Source organism: Streptomyces sp. NPDC025806 (assembly GCF_055558275.1).
Map to the genome: position 1 here is coordinate 312,428 of NZ_JBVHMU010000007.1, position 21,770 is coordinate 334,197.

Here is a 21,770-nt window from a genome sequence, read left to right on the forward strand (position 1 = left end):
CGGGCGCACGAGACGATCAAGGGGGCGCCCGGAAATCCGCGAGCGCCCCCTGCACGCCTTCGTCTTCCCGAGAGGACCCCGCATGGCCCCGGCCCAGCCCTACGACGTCGCCCTCGACCTCGGCACCCTGCGCGTGCTGCCGTCGGCCGGGCACGACGGACTCGTCCGGCCCCTGCTCCTCGCCGCCGAGGCGGGCCCCGGCCCCACGGACGTCAGCGCGCTGGAGCGGAGCCTCGACCACCCCGCGTTCTCGTTCCTGGAGCACGCGCACGGGCGGGGCTTCGACGTCTGCCTGATCGGCTACGCCGACGGGGACGGCCCCCTCGAAGACCTCGCCCGCCCGGTCCGCCAGGCCATCGGCCACGCGCTGCGCACCCGTTCCGGCACCGCGCCGCTGACCGTCGGCGGCGTCGGCCGGGGCGCCCTCGCCGCGCGCCACGCCCTGCTGCGCATGGAGGAGGAGGGGCTGCACCCCGAGACCCGCTTCCACTACGTGGTGAACAGCGCGGAGCCCTCCGCCCGGGAGGCCGCATACCTGATGCGGCGCGGCGGCCTGCCGAAGACGACGGAGAACATCAAGCTGATCACTCTCTCCCCCGAGACCGACACGGGTTCGACCCCGCTGCTCGACCCGGCCTACGACGACGTCTACGTCCTCCCGGCCCCCGCCGCCGGACCGGGCCCCCTGCTCCCGGAGGACCTGGCCACCTGCCTCCTGAACTGCCTGACCGCGTCCCCGGCCGAGAGCCGGTTCTAGCGCGGCTCCGAGATCCGCCGCCGCAGCGCGGCCACCTCCCCCTCGCTCAGCCCCGCGCCGCGCAGATACCCCTCCGCGTCGAACCCTCGCGCCACGTCGAGCGCGGCCTCGTAGGCCGTGGTCCCGGCGGCGGCGAGCCCCGCGGCCAGCTCGGGCCCGTCGTCCTCGCGCCCCCGCGCGGCGTTCATGGCGGCGACCCGCGGCACGCTGGCCTCGTAGTCCGCCGCGATCTCTTCGGGGCTCGCCCCGGCCAGCGACAGCAGCACGATCGACACGACACCGGTCCGGTCCCGCCCGGCGGAGCAGTGGAAGGCGACCCCTCCGGGCGCCGCCGCGGCCACGGCCCGCGCGACGGCGGCGATCCGCTCGGGGAACCGCTCCAGGAACGGCCGGTAGTACACGGGCGTCCCGAACTCCCAGCCGCCCCACCACCGGTCCCAGAACTCCCGGTCCTCGATCCCGTCGACCGGCACCCGCACGGTCCGCACCCGGTCCGGCCGGGCGGCGGCGTCGACCCCGTACTCGTCGGGGTTGCGCAGATCGACCACGGTCCGCACCCCGTGCCCCACCAGCGCCCGCCACCCCTCGGCGCTCAGCCGGTCGAGCCCGTCGGCCCGCACCAGCGCCCCGTGTCCGACCTCCCCGAGCCCTCCGAGATCCCGCACGTTGAAACACCCGTCCCAGTCCAGGTGGCGGGAGAGGGCGTGGCCGTCGGTTTCCGTCGTTTCCGTGGTCATGCCCGCAGTGGACCATGGAAGGCGCGGCCGGCGGGAGGGCTGCCGGGGAAGAGGGGTGTCAGTGGGAGGGGCTAACTTCCGCGCATGAGCTTTCACATGCACCTGAAGGCGGTCGCCGTCGAGCCACCGCCCGAGGACTTCGACACGTTGGCGCAGTTGTTCGCCGAGGCGTACCAGCGCGGGTTTCCGACGGAGGAGATCGAGGACCTGATCTCCAAGGACTTCTTCCAGGTGGACGAGTTGTGCAAGGCGGCGGCGCCGGACGGGGCGGGCGAGCTGGTGATCTTCGGCGGCGCCCCCGTGTACCCGCCCCCGGGGAGCCCGGAGCCGCCCCTCGTCGTCCTGGACCCCGAGGGCGTACGGGCAGCCGCCGACTTCCTCGCGTCCTGCTCCTTCGAGCGGATATGGGCGGCCGGCGGGACGGTGATCGCCAAGAACTGGGGGTGGCCCGAGGACGAGGTCCGCTCGATGTTCGAGGCCCACATCGCCGGGCTGCGGGACACCTACGGCAGGGCCGCCGCGCTCGGCCTGGCGATGGCCAAGCACTTCTCGTTCTGAGGGGTGCGGACGGTACGACACCGCCCCCGGCCAGGGTGGGGTCCACGGCCGGGGGCGGGGGTCTGGGGACGGGCGGCGGAGGGGGCCGCCCGTCCGGGGGGCGTCAGCCCATGTGCGGGTACGTGTAGTCCGTCGGCGGGACCAGCGTCTCCTTGATGGCGCGGGTCAGCGTCCAGCGCATCAGGTTCTGCGGGGCGCCGGCCTTGTCGTTGGTGCCGGAGGCACGGCCGCCGCCGAAGGGCTGCTGGCCGACGACGGCGCCGGTCGACTTGTCGTTGATGTAGAAGTTGCCCGCGGCGTAGCGGAGCTTGTCCATCGTGAACGCGGCAGCCGCACGGTCGTTGGCGATGACCGAGCCGGTGAGGGCGTAGTCGGACACCGACTCCATCTGGTCCAGCATCTCCTCGTACTTGTCGTCCTCGTAGACGTGGACGGCGAGGAACGGACCGAAGTACTCGGTGGTGAAGACCTCGTTGGCCGGGTCGGAGCACTCGACAACGGTCGGGCGCACGAAGTAGCCGACGGAGTCGTCGTACGTGCCGCCCGCGACGATCGTGCAGGTGTCGTCCGCCTTGGCGCGGTCGATCGCGGCCTTGTTCTTGGCGAAGGAACGCTCGTCGATGACAGCGCCGATGAAGTTCGACAGGTCGGTGACGTCACCCATGGTGATGCCGTCGACCTCGGCCGCGAACTCCTCCTTGAAACCGGAGTTCCAGATGGACGCCGGGATGTAGGCGCGCGAGGAGGCGGAGCACTTCTGCCCCTGGAACTCGAAGGAGCCGCGGGTCAGGGCCGTCTTGAGGACGGCGCGGTCGGCGCTCGGGTGGGCGACGACGAAGTCCTTGCCACCGGTCTCACCGACGAGCCGCGGGTAGGTGCGGTACTTGTCGATGTTCGTGCCGACCGTCTTCCACAGGTGCTGGAAGGTCTTGGTCGAGCCGGTGAAGTGGATGCCGGCGAGGTCGCGGTGGTTCAGGGCCACCTCGGAGACGGCGAGGCCGTCGCCGGTCACCAGGTTGATGACGCCCTTGGGCAGGCCCGCCTCTTCCAGGAGCTGGAGGAGGAGGACGGCCGCGTGGGTCTGCGTCGGGGACGGCTTCCAGACCACCACGTTGCCCATGAGGGCGGGGGCGGTGGGCAGGTTGCCCGCGATGGCCGTGAAGTTGAACGGCGTGATCGCGTAGACGAAGCCCTCCAGCGGGCGGTGGTCCATGCGGTTCCACACGCCGGTGGAGTTGGCCGGCGGCTGCTCGGCGAGCAGGTTGCGGGCGTAGTGGACGTTGAAGCGCCAGAAGTCGACGAGCTCGCACGGGGTGTCGATCTCGGCCTGCTGGGCGGTCTTCGACTGGCCGAGCATCGTGGAGGCGGCCAGCGTCTCGCGCCACGTCGTGGAGAGCAGCTCGGCGGCGCGCAGGATGATCGCGGCGCGGTCGTCGAAGGACATCGCGCGCCAGGCGGGGGCGGCGGCCAGGGCGGCGTCGACCGCGTCCTGGGCGTCCTGCACGGTGGCGTTGGCGTAGGTGCCGATGACGGCCTTGTGGTTGTGCGGCTGCACGACGTCGAAGCGCTCGCCGCCACCCATCCGACGCACACCGCCGATGGTGCAGGGCAGCTCGATCGGGTTCTCGGCCAGCTCCTTGAGCTTGGCCTCCAGGCGGGCGCGCTCCGGGGAGCCGGGGGCGTAACCGTGCACCGGCTCGTTCACCGGGGCGGGGACCTGGGTCACGGCGTCCAGGGTCATGGTTCCGTTTCTCCTTCGGGGGTTGCGGGGAGTCATCGGGAGGTTCCGGGTGGGGCGGGGGCCGGGCTCAGTTCTTGGTGAGGATCGAGCGGCCGAAGAAGAGCAGGTTCGCGGGCTTCTCGGCGAGGCGGCGCATGAAGTAGCCGTACCAGTCGGTGCCGAACGCGGTGTAGACGCGCATCCGGTGCCCCTCGGCGGCGAGCCGCAGGTGCTCGTCGCTGCGGATCCCGTACAGCATCTGGAACTCGTACTCGTCGAGCTTGCGCCCGGCGCGCCGGGCCAGCTCCTGCGCGATGGAGATGAGACGCGGGTCGTGGGACCCGATCATCGGGTACCCGTCACCCTCCATGAGGATGCGCGTGATGCGGACGTACGCCTTGTCGATCTCGGCCTTGTCCTGGTACGCGACCTCGGAGGGCTCCTTGTAGGCGCCCTTGACGATGCGGACGCGGCTGCCGGCGGCGGCCAGGCGGCGGGCGTCGTCCTCGGTGCGGAAGAGGTAGGCCTGGATGACGCAGCCGGTCTGCGGGAAGTCCTTCCGCAGCTCCTCGTGGATGGCGAACATCGAGTCGAGGGTGGTGTGGTCCTCGGCGTCGAGGGTGACGGTGGTGCCGATGGCGGCGGCGGCCTCGACGACCGGGCGGACGTTCGCGAGGGCGAGCTCGTGGCCGCCCTCCAGCGCCTGGCCGAACATCGACAGCTTCACGGACATCTCGGCCTTGGTGCCCAGGCCCAGGTCCTTGAGGCGCTCGATGAGCTCCAGGTAGGCGTCGCGGGCGGCGTAGGCCTGCTCGACGGTGGTGATGTCCTCACCGACGACGTCGAGGGTGACCTCCAGACCCTTGGCGGCGGCGTCCTCGATCACGGGCACGACGTCGTCGACGGTCTCACCGGCGATGAACCGGTCGACGACCTGCTTGGTGCCCAGCGCCGCCGACACGAAGGAACGCATCTTGTCGCTGCGCGACGCGGCGAGGATCAAGGGAGCCAGCACGGGGCACCTCCACGGAGCACGAGTTGAAGAAAGCACCGCCTCTTCCGTCGTAACGCAACAAAGCGCGACGAAACAGGAACGGCACGGAGAACCACCGTGAAATCTAAGGATCCCTCCGATCCTGTGCCATCGACAGCTGTCACGCATCTGTGGCCGCCACCTCAGACATCTGTATGAAGGGGCGCCCGGGGTGGGTGAGAATGACGGGGTGAAGGGTGACTACCAGGAACTGGTCGACGAGATCTCGGCGCTGCTCGGCGCCCCGGCGACCCTCGAGAACCGGGACTTCCGGCTGATCGCGTTCGGTACGCAGGTCAGCGGCGACGACAGCGACTTCGACGCCTCGGCGCTCGACCCGGTCCGCACCCGCTCGATCCTCACCCGGAGCTCCACGCCCGCCGTCCGCGCCTGGTTCGAGGGCTTCGGCATCGCCCGCGCGACGGGGCCGGTCCGCATCCCGGCGACCCCGGAGGCCGGCGTCTACCGCGGCCGCATCTGTCTCCCCGTGCGCCATCGGGGCATCGTCCTCGGCTACGTGTGGCTGCTCGACGACGATCCGGGCCCGACGCCGGAGCAGCTCGACGCGGCGATGGAGGTGGCCGGCCGGATCGGCGCGGAGCTGGCCGACGAGGCGCAGGCGGGCGCCGACCTGACCCGCGAGTTCCACTCCGTGCTGACGGCGGAGCGGGGCTGGCAGCGGGACATGGCGGTGGCGGCGCTGCGCACGGCGCTCGGCACCCGCGCCGACGGTCTGCACACGGTGGTCTGCGTGGCGCCGTGGCCCTCGGCGGACCCGGACGACGCGCCGTCGGTCCGTACGATCCCGGCGGCGGACGCGCTGTGCACGGTTCCCTGGGGCGCGACGGGCCAGTGCCTCGCCCTGCTGGTCCGCCTGCGCTCCTCGGAGGTGCTGACCCCGGCGCTGACGGCGGCGGCGAAGCTGCGCGCGCGGGCGGGCGCGGCCCAGGTCGCGGCCGGGGTCGGCGCACCGCGCACGGATCTGGCCGAACTGGCGGCGGCCTGGCAGGAGGCGACGGCGGCGGCCCGCACCGCCCTGGCCGACCCGCGGCTCGGCCCGGACGCGCAGTGGTCGGCGATCGGCCCGTACCGCCTGCTCACGGCGCTCCCCGCGGAGACCGCCCACGACCCGGTCCTGGCCCCGCTCCTGACCCCCGCCCACCGCCAGCTGGCGCACACGGCGGAGGTCTTCCTGGACTGCGCGGGCCAGGCGGGCCGCGCGGCGGCGGCCCTGGGCATCCACCGCCAGACCCTCTACTACCGCCTCTCCCGCGTCGAGCAGCTCACCGGCCTCGACCTCGACGAGGGCGAGGACCGGCTGCTCCTCCACATGGGCCTCAAGGCGTCACGGCTGTGACGGCCACTCCGAGGTGCCGTGGAAGGTGTCGCAGGACAGCACACGGCATCCCGTGAGGGCGACGGCGGCCAGCACCGCGTGCCGGGCCCGCTCGCTGTCCTCACGCGGGAACGCGACGCGCAGGGCGTGGCCGTAAGTCGTCTCGTACATGAGCTGCCAGCCGGTGTCCGTGACGACGAAGTGGTCCTGGCGGCGGTCACCGTGGCGGTACGAGCCGCGGTCCGCGGTGGGGCCGAGGGCGGAGCGCAGGACGCGCAGCCGCTCGTCGTACGACATTGCGCCCTCGCCCAGCCGGACAGCGACATGGTCGTGCGCGACCGACGGGTCGAACCACGGCTGGAGGCCCACCCGCTCGGGCAGGATGTCGCTGACGATCCGGCGGCCGGTCCAGCGGTCCAGGAACTCGACGACCCCGCAGTCGTGGCGCTCGTAGTCGTCGTCGCGAGTCCAGAAGACGACGGGCCAGGTGTCGGGCGGACCCTCGGTGAGCCAGCAGTAGTGGCCGCCGCTCTCGTTCATCGCCCAGACCAGGAGCCCGCCCGGCTCCGGGAACAGGGGGTACGGGTAGGCGTCCGGGCAGTCCTCGCGCATCGGCCCGAAGTCGTCGAGAAGGTCGTCCCCCGGTGGCACCACGAGGTACACCTCGCCCCAGAACCCGCCCCGCCCGTACGTCTCCACCAGCCGCTTGTAGTCCCCGGGCAGCGCGGTGCCGAGCTCCCGCTCCGTCGCGGCCCAGTCGTACGGCCCGCCGACCGGGTGCGCGGGCGGCGGGACCCGGCGTAGGAGATCCGCCGCGGGGTCAGCCATCGGACCGGGTCCCGGCGATCAACCGCCGCATGCCCTCGGTGAGTTCGGTGGGGGTCGGGGCGGTCTCCGGGTCGAGCATGTACTGGGCGATGAGGCCGCTCATCAGGCACATGTAGAGCTTGCCGAGGGTGTCGACGCTCGGGTCGTCGACGGGCGGCTCCTCGCCGCCCTGGAACATGGGGATGACGCCCCGGCCGCCCTCGCGCTGCGCCTGGGCGACGAAGTCGCGCACGGCCGGCATCTTGTCGCCGATCACCACGAGTTCCATGCCCAGGTGCCAGATCGAGCCGGGCTTCCCCATCGCCTCGGTGACGTTGGTCCACACCTCGTGGAACCGCTCCAGCGATCCGTCGGGCGTGGTCAGCGCGCCCGCGCCGTCGAAGGCGTCGGAGTTGTCCTCCACCAGCGCGATGTAGGCCTGCGCGAGCAGCGCGTCCTTCGAGCCGTAGTGGTAGCCGATCGACGCGAGATTGGCCCCGGACTCCTTGACGATGTCGCGCGCCGTGGTCCGCGCGAACCCCTTCTCCTGGAGGCAGCGCTTGGCGCCGTCGAGCAGATCTTCCTTGTGTCCCATGCCGGCCACCCTATCTAGACGTCCGTCTACGACAACTGTACGAGACGAGCGTCATGGACATACGTTTTAGACGCCCGTCATAGACAAGCGTATAGAACGACGCTAGCGTTCTTCCCATGACGACCAAGACCCCGCGGCGACGCGCCGCAGCCTCCCCGGCCAACCCCTGGACCGCCTTCTCCGTCCTCCTCCTTCCGCTGCTCCTCGTCTCGATGGACGTCTCCGTCCTGTACTTCGCGATCCCGCAGATCAGCCGGGACCTGCACACCACCGCCACCCAGCAGCTGTGGATCTTCGATATCTACGGCTTCGTCCTGGCCGGCCTGCTGCTCACCATGGGCTCGCTCGGCGACCGCATCGGCCGCCGCAAGCTGCTCCTCATCGGGGCCGCGGCATTCGGCGCCGCCTCCGTCCTCGCCGCCTACGCACCCAGCGCCGAGGCCCTGATCGCGGCCCGCGCCCTGCTCGGCATCGGCGGCGCGACCCTGATGCCCTCGACGCTCGGCATCGTCCGCTCCCTGTTCACCGACGAGACCCAGCGCGCCAAGGCCATCGGCATCTGGTCCGGCGCGATGGCCGGCGGCGTCGCCCTCGGCTCGGTGATGTCCGGGCTGATGCTGGAGCACTTCTGGTGGGGCTCGGTCTTCCTGGTCAACGTGCCGGCGATGCTGCTGCTCCTGGTCGTCGGCCCGCTGCTCCTCCCGGAGAGCCGTGACCCCGAGGCCCCGAAGCGCTTCGACCTGCTGTCGGTGCCGCTGTCCATGGCGACCGTGCTCCCGGCCGTCTACGGCCTGAAGAAGATCGCCGCCGACGGCTTCGAGCCCCGCCACCTGCTGTTCCTCGCGGCCGGCCTGGTCTTCGGCATCCTGTTCGTCCACCGCCAGCGGACCGTCCCGCACGCGATGATCAGCCGCGCCCTGTTCGCCCGGCGGACCTTCACCACGGGCATCGCGCTCAACACCCTGGTCATGTTCGCGATGATGGGCTCCGCGTTCTTCACCACGCAGTACCTGCAGTCGGTCCTCGGCCGCGCCCCGCTCGAGGCCGCCCTCTGGTCCCTCGCCCCGTCGCTGCTCATCGGCGGCTTCGCCCCGGCCTCCGCCGCCCTCGCCCAGAAGACCGAGAAGCGGTACGTGATCGGGGGCGGGTTCCTGCTCGCCGCGGCCGGGTTCGCCCTGATGTCGCAGGCCGGGACCGACTCCCTGCTCCTCGTCCTCGCCGGCGCCGGAGTCCTCGGCTGCGGCGTGGTCTCGGTCGCCTCGATCGTCACCGACCTGGCCCTGAGCGCCACCCCGGCGGACAAGGCCGGCACCGCGGGCTCCCTCCTGGAGACCGGCCAGGAGTTCGGCGGCGCGCTCGGCATGGCCGTCCTCGGCTCGGTCGGCACCGCGGCCTTCCAGGCGGGCCTGCCGGCGGGCGCCCCGGGGACCCTGGGCGAGGCCGTCGCCGTCCCCGCTCTGGCCGACGCCGCCCGCGCCGCCTTCGTGGACGGCATGGCCTGGGCCTCGTACACGGCGATCGCCGTCCTCCTGGCCGGTGCCTGCCTCGCCTTCACCCTGCTGCGCGAGCGCGGGCAGCAGGCCGCCGAGGAGCCGACGCCCGAGACGGCCCCGGAGCCGGTCTGCTGACCCGCCCGCGCACCACCCCGGGATACGCCGAAGGGCGGCCGCCCCGTACGCCAGACGTACGGGACAGCCGCCCTTCAGGGCTTGCCGGGACTACTCCGAGAGGTTGACCGCGCGCGCCGAGGTCGCGCCGATCTCCGAGGCCAGCTCGTTCAGCACAGCCGGGGCCACCGTGTCGTCGACGGTCAGGACGGCCAGCGCCTCGCCGCCCACGTCGGCACGGGCGACCTGCATGCCCGCGATGTTGATCCCGGCCTCACCGAGGACGCGGCCGACGGTGCCGACGACACCCGGACGGTCCTCGTAGCGCAGGACGACCATGTGGTCGGCGAGCGCCAGGTCCACGTCGTAGTCGCCGACGGCGACGATCTTCTGGAGGTGCTTCGGGCCCGCCAGCGTGCCGGAGACCGCGATCTCCTGGCCGTCGCCCAGGGTGCCGCGCACCGTCACCACGTTGCGGTGGTCGGGCGACTCGGAGGAGGTCGTCAGCCGGACCTCGACACCGCGCTCCTGCGCGAACAGCGGCGCGTTCACGTACGACACCGTCTCGTCGACGACGTCCTCGAACACGCCCTTGAGCGCGGACAGTTCGAGCACCTTCACGTCGTGCTGGGTGATCTCGCCGTACACCTCGACGTCGAGACGCGCCGCGACCTCGCCCGCGAGCGCGGTGAAGATCCGGCCGAGCTTCTCGGCGAGCGGCAGACCCGGCTTGACGTCCTCGGCGATGACACCGCCCTGCACGTTCACCGCGTCGGGGACGAGCTCGCCGGCCAGCGCCAGACGCACCGAGCGGGCGACGGCGATGCCGGCCTTCTCCTGCGCCTCGTCGGTCGAGGCACCCAGGTGCGGGGTGCAGACGACCTGGTCGAACTGGAACAGCGGGGAGTCCGTGCAGGGCTCCTTCGCGTACACGTCCAGACCGGCGCCCGCGACGCGGCCCTCCTTGAGCGCCGAGTACAGCGCCTCCTCGTCGACGATCCCGCCGCGCGCCGCGTTCACGATGCGCACGCTCGGCTTGACCTTGTGCAGCGCCTCGTCACCGATCAGACCGAGGGTCTCCGGCGTCTTGGGCAGGTGCACGGTGATGAAGTCGGAGACCTCGAGCAGCTCGTCCAGGGACAGGACCTTGACGCCCATCTGCGCGGCTCGCGCGGGCTGCACGTACGGGTCGTAGGCGACGACCTTCATGCCGAAGGCGCTCATGCGCTGGGCGACCAGGGCGCCGATGCGGCCGAGGCCGACGACACCGAGGGTCTTCTCGGCCAGCTCGACACCGGTGTACTTGCTGCGCTTCCACTCGCCGTTCTTCAGCGCGGCGTTCGCCTGCGGGATGTTGCGCGCGGTGGCGACGAGGAGGCCGCAGGCCAGCTCGGCGGCGGTCACGATGTTGGACGTCGGGGCGTTGACGACCATGACGCCGGCCTTGGTGGCGGCGGAGACGTCCACGTTGTCCAGACCGACACCGGCGCGGGCGACGACCTTGAGCTTGCGGGCGGCGGCGATGGCCTCGGCGTCCACCTTGGTGGCGGAGCGGACCAGGATCGCGTCGACGTCGGCGATGGCGGGCAGCAGCTCGGCGCGGTCCGCGCCGTTGCACCGGCGGATCTCGAAGTCGGGGCCCAGGGCGTCGACGGTGGCGGGCGACAGCTCTTCAGCGATGAGTACGACGGGTTTGCCGTTGGCAGCAGTGCTCACGTGAGTCCTCACAAGTCCCAATGCGGACGGCCGTCCCGACGGCCGCAGGCGATGGAGGGGTGGGTGCATGGCCGCGTGGAAGACGCACGACGCTGTGGGCCCGACGCGAATAATTCAGCAGTGTAGTGGCGCACGGGAGACAGTCATGCGCCTCCCTGGAAGGATCACCCGTCCGTGGCTGGACGGGATGGACAACCGTGTGGTCGTCCGATGAAGAACGGGGCCGCGGCGTGTGCCACGGCCCCGTTCCGCGAAGGCTTACGCCTCCTCGTCGTTCACCCAGCTCATGAGCTTGCGCAGCTCCTTGCCGGTGGTCTCCAGGAGGTGCTTCTCGTCCTGGGTCTTGTACTCGTTGTACTTCTTCAGGCCGCCGTGGTATTCGGCCATCCACTCCTTGGCGAAGGTGCCGTCCTGGATCTCGGCGAGGACCTTCTTCATCTCGGCCTTGGTGGCGTCCGTGATGATGCGCGGGCCGGTGATGTAGTCGCCCCACTCGGCGGTCTCGGAGACCGACCAGCGCATCTTCTCCAGGCCGCCCTCGTACATGAGGTCGACGATGAGCTTCAGCTCGTGGAGGCACTCGAAGTACGCGATCTCCGGCTGGTAGCCGGCCTCGGTCAGCGTCTCGAAGCCCGCCTTGACCAGCGCGGCGGTACCACCGCACAGGACGGCCTGCTCACCGAACAGGTCGGTCTCGGTCTCCTCGGTGAAGGTCGTCTTGATGACGCCGGCGCGGGTGCCGCCGATGCCCTTCGCGTAGGAGAGGGCGAGCTCGAAGGCCTTGCCCGTGGCGTCCTGCTCGACGGCCGCGATGCAGGGGACGCCGCGACCCTCCTCGTACTGGCGGCGCACCAGGTGGCCCGGACCCTTGGGGGCGACCATGCAGACGTCGACGCCGGCCGGGGGCTTGATGAAGCCGTAGCGGATGTTCAGGCCGTGGCCGAAGAACAGCGCGTCGCCGTCCTTCAGGTTGTCCTTGATGGACTCCTCGTAGACCTGGGCCTGGATCGGGTCCGGGACCAGGATCATGATGACGTCGGCCTCGGCGGCGGCCTCGGACGGCGTCACCACGCGCAGGCCCTGCTCCTCGGCCTTGGCCTTGGACTTGGAGCCCTCGTGCAGACCGACGCGGACGTCGACGCCCGAGTCGCGCAGGGACAGCGCGTGGGCGTGGCCCTGGGAGCCGTAGCCGATCACCGCGACCTTGCGGTTCTGGATGATGGACAGATCGGCGTCGTCGTCGTAGAACAGCTCGGCCACTGGGGTTCTCCTTGGTGTGCTGGTGTTGCGTCCCACCGTACGGCGGGAGAAGGACGGGAAGTTGTCAGGTCTCGCGATGCGAGCAGCCGGGCCGCGCGCGACGGGTGCGCGCGGCCGGCGGGGCGCCTCAGGCGCTCCGGTCGAGAGCGCGCAGGCTGCGGTCGGTGATGGAGCGCGAACCGCGGCCGATGGCGATGGTGCCGGACTGGACGAGCTCCTTGATGCCGAAGGGCTCCAGCATCTTGAGCATGGCCTCCAGCTTGTCACTCGATCCGGTGGCCTCGATGGTGACCGCCTCGGGCGAGACGTCCACGGTCTTGGCGCGGAACAGCTGGACGATCTCGACGATCTGCGAGCGGGTCTCGTTGTCGGCGCGCACCTTGGCGAGCACGAGCTCGCGCGCGACGGCGGCGCCGGGCTCCAGCTCGACGATCTTCAGGACGTTGACCAGCTTGTTGAGCTGCTTGGTGACCTGTTCGAGCGGGAGGTCCTCGACGTTCACCACGATCGTGATGCGGGAGATGTCGGGGTGCTCGGTGATGCCGACGGCGAGCGAGTCGATGTTGAACCCGCGGCGCGAGAAGAGGGCCGTGATCCGGGCCAGGACACCGGGCTTGTTCTCGACCAGGACGGAGAGCGTGTGCTTGGACATTTCGATGGCCTCTTAGAGTCTCTCTCGCTCAGTCGTCTTCGTTGTCGCCGAAGTCCGGGCGGACGTCCCGGGCGGCCATGATCTCGTCGTTGGAGGTGCCGGCGGCGACCATCGGCCACACCATGGCGTCCTCGTGGACGATGAAGTCGATCACGACGGGGCGGTCGTTGATCGAGTTCGCCTCCTCGATGACCTTGTCGAGGTCCTCGGGGCGCTCGCAGCGGATCGAGTAGCAGCCCATGGCCTCGGACAGCTTCACGAAGTCCGGGACGCGCGTGCCCTTGTTGGGCGGGGTCTCGCCGTCCGGGCCCGCGTGGAGCACGGTGTTCGAGTAGCGCTGGTTGTAGAACAGGGTCTGCCACTGGCGGACCATCCCGAGCGCGCCGTTGTTGATGACGGCGACCTTGATCGGGATGTTGTTCAGGGCGCAGGTGGTGAGCTCCTGATTGGTCATCTGGAAGCAGCCGTCGCCGTCGATCGCCCAGACCGGCTTGTCCGGCGCGCCGGCCTTGGCGCCCATCGCGGCGGGGACCGCGTAGCCCATGGTCCCGGCGCCGCCCGAGTTCAGCCAGGTGGCCGGGCGCTCGTACTTGATGAAGTGCGCGGCCCACATCTGGTGCTGGCCGACGCCCGCGGCGAAGATCGTGTCGGCCGGGGCGAGCTGCCCGATCCGCTCGATGACCTGCTGCGGGGACAGCGAGCCGTCCTCCGGCTGGTCGTAGCCGAGCGGATAGGTGTCGCGCCAGCGGGACAGGTCCTTCCACCAGGCGCTGTAGTCGCCCTTGTGACCGTCCGCGTGCTCCTTCTGGACCGCCTGGATCAGGTCGGCGATGACCTCGCGGGCGTCACCGACGATCGGCACGTCCGCCTCGCGGTTCTTGCCGATCTCCGCGGGGTCGATGTCGGCGTGGACGATCTTGGCGAACGGGGCGAAGCTGTCCAGCTTGCCGGTGACGCGGTCGTCGAATCGGGCTCCGAGGGCGACGATCAGGTCGGCCTTCTGCAGCGCGGTGACGGCGGTGACCGCACCGTGCATGCCCGGCATTCCCACGTGCAGCGGGTGGCTGTCGGGGAACGCGCCGAGCGCCATCAGGGTGGTGGTGACGGGCGCTTCGGTGAGCTCGGCGAGGACCTTGAGCTCCTGGGTGGCGTTGGCCTTGAGGACACCGCCGCCCACGTAGAGGACGGGCCGCTTCGCGTTCGTGATGAGCTTCGCGGCCTCGCGGATCTGCTTGGCGTGCGGCTTGGTCACCGGGCGGTAGCCGGGCAGGTCCGTCTGCGGCGGCCACGAGAAGGTCGTCTGCGCCTGCAGGATGTCCTTCGGGATGTCCACGAGGACCGGGCCCGGGCGGCCGGTCGAGGCGATGTGGAACGCCTGGGCGATGGCCTGCGGGATGTCCTCGGCCTTGGTGACCAGGAAGCTGTGCTTGGTGATCGGCATCGTGATGCCGACGATGTCCGCCTCCTGGAAGGCGTCCGTACCGATCGCCTTGGAGACGACCTGGCCGGTGATCGCGACGAGCGGCACCGAGTCCATCATCGCGTCGGCGATCGGCGTCACCAGGTTGGTCGCACCCGGACCCGAAGTCGCCATGCACACACCGACCTTGCCGGTGGCCTGCGCGTAACCGACAGCCGCGTGACCCGCACCCTGCTCGTGCCGCACGAGGATGTGACGCACCCGCTTCGAGTCCATCATCGGGTCGTACGCGGGAAGGATCGTGCCGCCGGGGATACCGAATACGGTGTCGACCCCGACCTCCTCAAGCGAGCGAATGAGGGACTTCGCACCCGTGACGTGCTCGACGGGGGCGGACTGCTGTCCTCCGGAACGGGGCCGCGGCTGCGGATGGTGGGCCCCGGTGGCCTGCTCGGTCATCGGCTTCTCTTCTCGATGCTGAGGGTTTTTGCGAGGGTTGTGCGGGTTTCTTACACAATGCGGTACGCGGTGCGAAGGCTCCGAATCGGCACTGGTGCAACAAAAAACCCCTCGTGCCGTGAGGCAAGCGAGGGGAGCGCGCCGGATACGGTCGCTGGGATTCCGGTGTTCGGACCGGTGGGCCCCAGCTTCAGCCGACGCGCTTTCCAAGTACGAGAATTCGGGTGCGCATGGCATTGACCATCCCCCCGGCGCGCCATATGTGTCAAGTAGGTGGGACGGGGGTCTCATTATGTGAACGGGACGCCGGTACGCCCGCGAACACCGGCTCGGCGGGACCGGCCGGGACGGGGTACTCCCCCGAGGCCAGCGCGCGGCGCAGCCGGTACTCGTCGAGCGGCCCCGAGAAGGCCATGCCCTGCCCGTGGGTGCAGCCCATCGCCCGCAGCGCGACCACCTGCTCGGGCAGGTCGACCCCGTCCGCCACGGACGTGAGACCGAGGTCCCCGGCGATCCGCAGCAGCCCGCTGGTGATCTTGTGCAGCCGGGCGGACTCGACGACGCCCTCGACGAGCGAGCGGTCGAGCTTGAGCATGTCGACGGGGAGTCTGCGCAGCGCGGTGATGGCCGCGTAGCCGCTGCCGAAGCCGTCGAGGGCGATCCGGACCCCGAGCCGGCGCAGCCCCGTCAGGCGGCGCTCCAGCTCGTCCAGAGGCACCCTGGGGTCGCTGTCGGCCAGCTCGATGACGAGCGCCCCGGAGGGCAGCCCGTGCCGGGTGAGGAGCGCCTCGACGGAACCGAGCGGCATCGCCCGGTCCAGCAGGCGGCGGGCGCCGATCCGGACGACGACCGGCGTGGCGTGCCCGCTGCGGCCGCGCTCGGCGGCCTGGGCGACGGCCTCCTCCAGCATCCAGCGGCCCAGCTCGGCGGTCTTCTCACCGTCCTCGGCGACCCGGAGGAACTCGGCGGGGGTGAAGAGGATGCCCTGCGAGGAGCGCCAGCGGGCCTGGGCGGCGACAGCGGTGATCCGGCCGCCCTCGAGCGACACCACCGGCTGGTGCAGCAGGGCGAACTCGCCCTCGTGCAGTGCGGAGCGCAGCCGTCCCGCCAGCTCGGCCTTGCGTACGACGTCCGCCTGCATCTGGGGGGCGTACAGCTCGACACGGCCCTTGCCGGTGGCCTTGGCGCGGTACATCGCGAGGTCGGCGTTGCGCAGGAGCTCGCCCGCGGTGATGTCGGGCTCGGCGAAGGCCACCCCGATGGAGGCGGCCACCCGGACGTCCTGGTGCCCGTCGATCGCGTAGGGCTGGGAGAGCGTGACCCTGAGCCGGTCGGCCAGCTCGTAGATGTGCTGCTCCCGCGCGGAGTGGTCACGGCCTCCGTCGCCCACGATCAGCGCGGCGAACTCGTCGCCGCCGAGCCGGGCCGCGGTGTCCGAGGCACGGACGGAGTCGGCGAGCCGGCGCGCGGCCTGGACGAGCAGCTCGTCGCCCGCCTGGTGGCCGATCGTGTCGTTGACCTGCTTGAAACCGTCGAGGTCGATGAAGAGCACGGCGGTGCCGCGGTCGCTGGCGCGGCGCCCGGTGAGCGCGAGGCCGACCCGCTTGGTGAACAGCGAGCGGTTGGGCAGGTCGGTGAGCGGGTCGTGCTCCGCGTTGTGCTGCAACTGCGCCTGGAGGCGAACCCGTTCGGTCACGTCCCTGCTGTTGAGGATCAGGCCGCCGTGGTGGCGGTTGATCGTCGACTCCACGTTCAGCCAGGCGCCGGCGCCGGAGCGGAAGCGGCACTCGATGCGGGTGGTGGGCTCCTCGACGGCGCTGGCCGCGAGGAAGCGGCGGATCTCGTGCACCACGCGCCCGAGGTCCTCGGGGTGGATGATCGAGGCCAGCTCGGAGCCGACGAGGTCGTCGGCCTCCCGCCCGTAGACCCCGGCGGCGGCCGGGCTGACGTAGCGGAGGATCCCGTTCGGAGCGGCGATCATGATGACGTCGCTGGAGCCCTGGACGAGCGAACGGAAGTGGTTCTCCTTCTGGGCCAGCTCCTGGGTCAGCGTGATGTTGTCGAGGAGCATGATGCCCTGGCGCACGACGAGGGCCAGGACGACGGTGCAGGCCGTGAAGAGGACGATCCGGTCGACACGGTGGCCGCTCAGCACGTTGTAGAGGATGCCCAGCGTGCAGACGGCGGCGGCCAGGTACGGCGTGAGCGCGGCGAGCGAGCCGGACATGGGGCGGGTGTGGCCGAGCTGGTACCGGGCGGGGGCGGGGCCCTGGTGCGCCGCCGGCCGCGGGCCCGCCCGGCCCTCACGACGGTGCCCCACCCAGGGCGCGTGCGCGAGCAGCAGCGATCCGGCGAACCAGCCGGCGTCGAGGATCTCTCCGGAGCGGTAACTGGCGTGCAGGAGAGGCGAGGTGAACAGCGCGTCGCACATCACGGTGAGGGCCAGGGCGCCGATCGCGGTGTTGACCGCCGTCCGGTTGCCCGGTGAGCGGCGGAAGTGCAGGGCGAGCACCATGCTGACGAGAACGATGTCGAGCAGCGGGTACGCGAGCGAGAGCGCGGTACGGCTGACGCTCTGCCCCTCGGACTCGGCGGTGTGCGCGAGGGCCAGGCTCCAGGAGAGCGTGACGAGGGACCCGGCGATGAGCCAGGCGTCGAGCGCCAGGCAGATCCAGCCGGCCTTGGTCACGGGCCGTTTGGCGAGGACGAGCAGGCCGATGATCGCGGGCGGTGCGAAGCAGAGGAAGAACAGGTCGGCGAGGCTCGGGGTCGGCACGTCGATCCGCAGGACGAACTCGTACCAGCCCCACACCCCGTTCCCCAGCGAGGCCATGAGGGAGGAGAGGGCGAAGAGCAGCCAGGCGGGCTTGAAGCGGCTGTGGCGGCTGCGCGCGTAAAGGAAGTTCGACACGGCGGCGGTGCCCGCGGCGAGGCTCAGGCCGAAGTCGCCCATGAACAGGGCCACTCGCTCGGAGCCCCAGCCCAGCAGTGATCCCGTGGCGAAGGCCGCGCAGACGAGGGCGAGCGCCAGTTGGACACCCATGACGCGGCCCCGCTCCGGGGCACGGGCCGGAAGCGGTGCGCCGGGGTGCAGTGCGGCGCCCAGCGTGGTCGGCGGCGACGGGTGGGCGGTCACCGGGCCGCCTCGGCCCGTCGGGTCGGGCCGGCGTCGCTCCGGCCCGGGCCCGGGTGCGGGTGGCGCCGGCGGCCCGGGCGCAGGCTGCCGCGGCACGCAGGCTTCGTGCGACAGGCCTGACTTCGCCCGTGCAGGGGTGTGCTGGAGGGCCGCCGTCGGCGACCCCGCCGCGTCGGATCGTTCGCCCATAGGCCGTACATCGCCCGTCGCCCCCCTCGCAGTCCGTCACTCGTCCCCGGCGCCGCATGCCGCACGGCGCTGCCCCAGTCGGGACGATACACCAGACTCGTCACTCAGGGACATAGTCTCTCTACTCTCCGTGACGACCAGCGGCGATGCGCGCACGGGGCGGAGCCGGGCGGGCGCGGAGCGTGTACGCCCGACGGCGAGCGGCCGCACGGGAGTTGCCCGTGGGGCCGATGGTGCTCGGGACGACCGGTGAGACGGACGGGGCCGCTCGGGCCGGCCGGGGTCAGCCGGGGTCAGCCGGTGGTGAAGACGACGTTCTCCAGCGGCTCCCCCGCCGCGAACCGCGTGAGCTGCGCGGCCATCAGCCGCTTCGCGCGCGGCAGGAAGGCGGACGTGGGTCCGCCCACGTGCGGCGAGATGAGCACTCCCGGAGCCTGCCACAACGGGTGCTCCCGGGGCAGCGGTTCGGGATCGGTGACGTCGAGCGCCGCCGTGATGCGACCGCTCTCCAGCTCCTTGAGCAGCGCTTCGGTGTCGACGACGGGACCGCGCCCGACGTTGACGAGCAGGGCGCCGCCCTTCATCCGGGACAGGAAGTCCGCGTTCACGAGGCCTCGGGTGTCCTCCGTGAGCGGGGTGACCACGACGACGACGTCGGCCTCGGGGAGCAGGGCGGGCAGCTCGGTGAGCGGGTGCACGGGGCCGCGTTCGGTGGTGCGGGCGGAGCGCGCGATGCGCGCCACCCGCGCGACCTCGAAGGGCACGAGCCGGTCCTCGACGGCTGACCCGATCGCGCCGTACCCGACGATCAGGACGTTCTTGTCGGCGAGCGCGGGCCGGAACCCGCCGCGCCACTCGCCGCGTTCCTGGCCGCGCACGAAGTCGGGGATCCCGCGCAGCGAGGCGAGGATCAGGGTGAGCGCGAGCTCGGCGGTGCTGGCGTCGTGCACCCCGCGCGCGTTGCACAGCTGAACGCCGGGCGGCAGGTGCGGAAGTCCCGCCTGCACGTGGTCGACGCCGGCGGACAGGGTCTGCACGGCGCGGAGCGAGGTCATCCGCGGCATCGGCCGGGTGCCGACGCCCGGCGGCTTCATGTACGGGACGACGTAGAAGGCACAGTCGGCGGGATCGGCGGGAAAGTCCGGTTCACCGTTCCAGAAGCGGTAGTCGAGGCCCTCGGGGAGGCCCGGGATCTCGTCGGCGGGGAACGGCAGCCACACATCACCAGTCATGTCAGGAGGCTATGTCAGACGTGCCGGGAGGCAGAGGTTAGGTTGGTGGCCGAAGACAGGGAGGGTCACGGGCAGGTGGAGCGCAAGGCGATCGGCGCGGCGGCGCTCGAGGTGGGTGCTGTCGGACTGGGCTGTATGCCGATGAGCTGGGCCTACACCGGCTCGCGGCAGCGCGGCGAGGAATCCCTGCGGACCGTGCACGCCGCGTTGGACCGGGGGTGTTCGCTTCTCGACACCGCCGACATGTACGGGCCGTTCACCAACGAGCTGTTGCTCGGGCGGGTGTTGAAGGAGCGGCGGGCGGACGCGTTCGTCTCGACGAAGGTGGGGCTGCTCGTGGGCGAGCAGCACATCGTGGCCAACGGACGTCCGGGGTACGTCAGGCGGGCGTGCGACGCGTCGCTGCGGCGGTTGCAGACGGACGTGATCGATCTGTACCAGCTGCATCGCGCGGACCCGGAAGTGCCGGTCGAGGAGACCTGGGGCGCGATGGCGGAGCTGGTGAGCGCGGGCAAGGTCCGTTCGCTCGGGTTGTGCGCGGTGGGGGCGCGGGCCGCGCGGCGCGGCGGGCGGGCCGGGATGCATGCGGGAACGATCCGCCAACTGGACCGGATCCAGCAGGTGTTCCCGGTGAGTTCGGTGATGGCCGAGCTGTCGGTGTGGTCCACCGAGGCGCTGGAGGCGCTGCTGCCGTGGTGCCGGGCCCGGGGCGTCGGGTTCCTCGCGGCGATGCCGCTGGGCAACGGGTTCCTGTCCGGCACGCTGACGCCCGGGCAGGGCTTCGAGCCGGACGACCTGCGGGCCCGGCACCCCCGGTTCACCGCGGAGATGATGGCGGCGAACCAGCCGGTAGTGGCGGGGCTGCGCCGGGTCGCGGCCCGGCACGGCGCGGACGTGACGCCCGCGCAGGTGGCCCTGGCCTGGGTCCTCGCGCAGGGTCCGAACGTGGTGCCGGTGCCGGGGGCCAAGCACGAGCGCTGGGCGGTGGAGAACGCGGCGGCGGCCGGACTGGTTCTGACGGACGCGGACCTGGCGGAGATCGCCGGTCTGCCGGCCGCGCAGGGATCATGGGACTGAGTTCGGGAACCTGAACGGCGCGAGCGGTGTATGAACGAGAGAACCGTGGCGACGAAGGGACCTGATCGTGATCGTGCAACGTCAAGCTGTGCGGCCCGCGTTGGCGGTGGCCGCCTGTGCGGCGCTCCTGCTCACGGCCGGCTGCTCGTCCGGGGACGGCGGGCCGAAGCAGGACCGGGGCGGCACGTCGGGCCCGAGCCGCTCGAGCGGCGCCGAGAGCACGGCGCCGGCGAGCGAGGCGCCGCCCGCGAAGGGCTCGGTGAAGGTGCTGAGGACGGTGGCCACCGGGCTCGACACGCCCTGGGGCCTGGCCCCGCTGCCGGAGGGTGATCTCCTGGTCTCCTCGCGCGACAAGGGCACGCTCATCCGGATCGCGCCGGGGACGGGGAAGAAGACGACCGTCGGCTCGGTGCCCGGGGTGGCCCCGGCCGGCGAGGGCGGCCTGCTCGGCCTCGCCCTCTCCCCGTCCTACGCGTCGGACCACATGGTCTACGCGTACTTCACGACGGAGTCGGACAACCGCATCGCGCGGATGATCTACGACGACAAGAAGCCGGCCGGTGAGCAACTGGGCGCTCCGGACACGGTGTTCAGAGGCATCCCCAAGGGGACGAACCACAACGGCGGGCGGATCGCCTTCGGCCCGGACGGCATGCTGTACGTGGGCACGGGCGAGACGTACAAGACGGAGCTGGCACAGGACAAGAAGTCCACGGGTGGCAAGATCCTGCGCCTGACCCCGGAGGGCGAGCCGGCCCCGGGCAATCCGTTCGGGAACTCGCCGGTGTACTCGTACGGGCACCGCAATGTGCAGGGCCTGGCCTGGGACCAGGACAAGCGGATGTGGGCCTCGGAGTTCGGCCAGGACACGTGGGACGAGCTGAACCACATCGTGGCGGGGGGAGACTACGGCTGGCCGGATGCGGAGGGGAAGGCCGGCAAGCCCGGGTACCGGGACCCGATCGTCCAGTGGCACACCGATGAGGCCTCCCCCAGCGGGATCGCCTACCTCAAGGGGTCGATCTGGATGGCGGGGCTGCGGGGCGAGCGCCTGTGGCGCGTTCCGCTGGACGGCGCGAAGGCGGCGCACAAGCCGCAGGCCTTCCTCCACAAGGAGTACGGGCGACTGCGCACCGTGGTCCCTGCGGGCGGTGACACGCTGTGGGTGACGACGAGCAACACGGACGGGCGGGGGACCCCGGGCAAGGAGGACGACCGGATTCTGGAGCTGAGAGTCAGCTGACCTCGGCGGCGCCGTCCGGGTCCGCCTCGTCGGGCCCGTCCGTCGTCTCGGTCTCCTCCTGAGGGGTCGCGCGGACCACGACCTTGCCGGAGGTGAGGTCTATCGGGCCACGCCCTGGGTCCCCGTCGTTCAGATCGACGCGGGTCAGCTCCAGGCGTTTGCGTTCCTCGTCGGTGTGCCGCCGGCTGGGGGCGAACAGGTCCTCGAGCGGGTTGAACACTGCGCCTCCAGGTGGG

At 71.4% G+C, this 21,770-nt stretch carries 18 protein-coding genes; 6 read left to right on the forward strand and 12 right to left on the reverse strand.

Annotation, left to right across the window (positions count from 1 at the left end; translation table 11 throughout):
- Positions 1 to 82 precede the first annotated feature (82 nt).
- Positions 83 to 757: a hypothetical protein gene (locus tag ACZ4E1_RS19025; RefSeq protein WP_467540524.1), complete on the forward strand. Its 675-nt coding sequence runs from the start codon at positions 83 to 85 to the stop codon at positions 755 to 757.
- Here the strand turns inward: ACZ4E1_RS19025 and ACZ4E1_RS19030 are convergent.
- A complete protein-coding gene (locus ACZ4E1_RS19030; protein WP_467540526.1) occupies positions 754 to 1,494 on the reverse strand; it encodes a tyrosine-protein phosphatase in 741 nt (246 codons plus the stop codon). The two genes, ACZ4E1_RS19025 and ACZ4E1_RS19030, sit on opposite strands and share 4 nt — an antisense overlap.
- A gap of 84 nt (positions 1,495 to 1,578) precedes the next feature.
- Between ACZ4E1_RS19030 and ACZ4E1_RS19035 the strand changes: the two genes are divergently transcribed.
- A complete protein-coding gene (locus tag ACZ4E1_RS19035; protein ID WP_467540528.1) occupies positions 1,579 to 2,052 on the forward strand; it encodes a hypothetical protein in 474 nt (157 codons plus the stop codon).
- Between the two features lie 103 nt (positions 2,053 to 2,155).
- Here the strand turns inward: ACZ4E1_RS19035 and pruA are convergent, their stop codons facing one another.
- Complete coding sequence (gene pruA / locus ACZ4E1_RS19040; protein WP_467540709.1) at positions 2,156 to 3,787, reverse strand: L-glutamate gamma-semialdehyde dehydrogenase; 1,632 nt, start codon at positions 3,785 to 3,787, stop codon at positions 2,156 to 2,158.
- 73 nt (positions 3,788 to 3,860) lie between these two features.
- Complete coding sequence (locus ACZ4E1_RS19045) at positions 3,861 to 4,787, reverse strand: proline dehydrogenase family protein (protein ID WP_467540530.1); 927 nt, start codon at positions 4,785 to 4,787, stop codon at positions 3,861 to 3,863.
- 190 nt (positions 4,788 to 4,977) lie between these two features.
- Between ACZ4E1_RS19045 and ACZ4E1_RS19050 the strand changes: the two genes are divergently transcribed.
- Positions 4,978 to 6,162 (forward strand): PucR family transcriptional regulator, encoded by a 1,185-nt coding sequence (locus ACZ4E1_RS19050; protein WP_467540531.1) that lies wholly within the window; start codon positions 4,978 to 4,980, stop codon positions 6,160 to 6,162.
- On the opposite strand, the gene ACZ4E1_RS19055 is transcribed toward ACZ4E1_RS19050, so the two are convergent.
- Positions 6,151 to 6,969: an SMI1/KNR4 family protein gene (locus ACZ4E1_RS19055; RefSeq protein WP_467540533.1), complete on the reverse strand. Its 819-nt coding sequence runs from the start codon at positions 6,967 to 6,969 to the stop codon at positions 6,151 to 6,153. The two genes, ACZ4E1_RS19050 and ACZ4E1_RS19055, sit on opposite strands and share 12 nt — an antisense overlap.
- The gene (locus tag ACZ4E1_RS19060) at positions 6,962 to 7,543 is read right to left on the reverse strand and encodes a TetR/AcrR family transcriptional regulator (RefSeq protein WP_467540536.1); all 582 of its coding nucleotides are present in this window, start codon (positions 7,541 to 7,543) and stop codon (positions 6,962 to 6,964) included. The genes ACZ4E1_RS19055 and ACZ4E1_RS19060 overlap by 8 nt, the downstream gene beginning before the upstream one ends.
- Before the next feature lie 116 nt (positions 7,544 to 7,659).
- On the opposite strand from ACZ4E1_RS19060, the gene ACZ4E1_RS19065 reads away from it, so the two are divergent.
- Positions 7,660 to 9,171 (forward strand): MFS transporter, encoded by a 1,512-nt coding sequence (locus ACZ4E1_RS19065; protein WP_467540538.1) that lies wholly within the window; start codon positions 7,660 to 7,662, stop codon positions 9,169 to 9,171.
- A 90-nt stretch (positions 9,172 to 9,261) separates the two neighbouring features.
- Here the strand turns inward: ACZ4E1_RS19065 and serA are convergent, their stop codons facing one another.
- From serA to ACZ4E1_RS19095, 6 genes are all read right to left on the reverse strand, one after another.
- Positions 9,262 to 10,866 carry a phosphoglycerate dehydrogenase gene (gene serA, locus ACZ4E1_RS19070; RefSeq protein WP_467540541.1) on the reverse strand — a complete coding sequence of 535 codons (1,605 nt, stop codon included), beginning with the start codon at positions 10,864 to 10,866 and terminating at the stop codon, positions 9,262 to 9,264.
- A 258-nt stretch (positions 10,867 to 11,124) separates the two neighbouring features.
- Entirely contained in the window at positions 11,125 to 12,126 is a 1,002-nt protein-coding gene (gene ilvC / locus ACZ4E1_RS19075) for a ketol-acid reductoisomerase (protein ID WP_467540543.1), read from the reverse strand.
- Positions 12,127 to 12,253: 127 nt separating this feature from the next.
- Positions 12,254 to 12,778, reverse strand: coding sequence for an acetolactate synthase small subunit (gene ilvN, locus ACZ4E1_RS19080; RefSeq protein WP_188336713.1), 525 nt, complete (start codon positions 12,776 to 12,778; stop codon positions 12,254 to 12,256).
- Between the two features lie 28 nt (positions 12,779 to 12,806).
- Positions 12,807 to 14,657, reverse strand: coding sequence for an acetolactate synthase large subunit (locus tag ACZ4E1_RS19085; protein ID WP_467540545.1), 1,851 nt, complete (start codon positions 14,655 to 14,657; stop codon positions 12,807 to 12,809).
- A 265-nt stretch (positions 14,658 to 14,922) separates the two neighbouring features.
- Positions 14,923 to 17,793, reverse strand: coding sequence for a putative bifunctional diguanylate cyclase/phosphodiesterase (locus ACZ4E1_RS19090; protein ID WP_467540547.1), 2,871 nt, complete (start codon positions 17,791 to 17,793; stop codon positions 14,923 to 14,925).
- A 482-nt stretch (positions 17,794 to 18,275) separates the two neighbouring features.
- Positions 18,276 to 19,214 (reverse strand): 2-hydroxyacid dehydrogenase, encoded by a 939-nt coding sequence (locus ACZ4E1_RS19095; RefSeq protein ID WP_467540549.1) that lies wholly within the window; start codon positions 19,212 to 19,214, stop codon positions 18,276 to 18,278.
- A 75-nt stretch (positions 19,215 to 19,289) separates the two neighbouring features.
- Here ACZ4E1_RS19095 and ACZ4E1_RS19100 point away from each other — a divergent pair, with 75 nt between their 5' ends.
- Together ACZ4E1_RS19100 and ACZ4E1_RS19105 are read left to right on the forward strand one after the other, a co-directional pair.
- Positions 19,290 to 20,291, forward strand: a complete 1,002-nt coding sequence (locus tag ACZ4E1_RS19100; protein ID WP_467540711.1) for an aldo/keto reductase — start codon at positions 19,290 to 19,292, stop codon at positions 20,289 to 20,291.
- Between the two features lie 73 nt (positions 20,292 to 20,364).
- Complete coding sequence (locus ACZ4E1_RS19105; protein WP_467540713.1) at positions 20,365 to 21,534, forward strand: PQQ-dependent sugar dehydrogenase; 1,170 nt, start codon at positions 20,365 to 20,367, stop codon at positions 21,532 to 21,534.
- On the opposite strand, the gene ACZ4E1_RS19110 is transcribed toward ACZ4E1_RS19105, so the two are convergent.
- Entirely contained in the window at positions 21,527 to 21,754 is a 228-nt protein-coding gene (locus ACZ4E1_RS19110) for a DUF6191 domain-containing protein (protein WP_467540551.1), read from the reverse strand. The two genes, ACZ4E1_RS19105 and ACZ4E1_RS19110, sit on opposite strands and share 8 nt — an antisense overlap.
- Between the last annotated feature and the right edge of the window lie 16 nt (positions 21,755 to 21,770).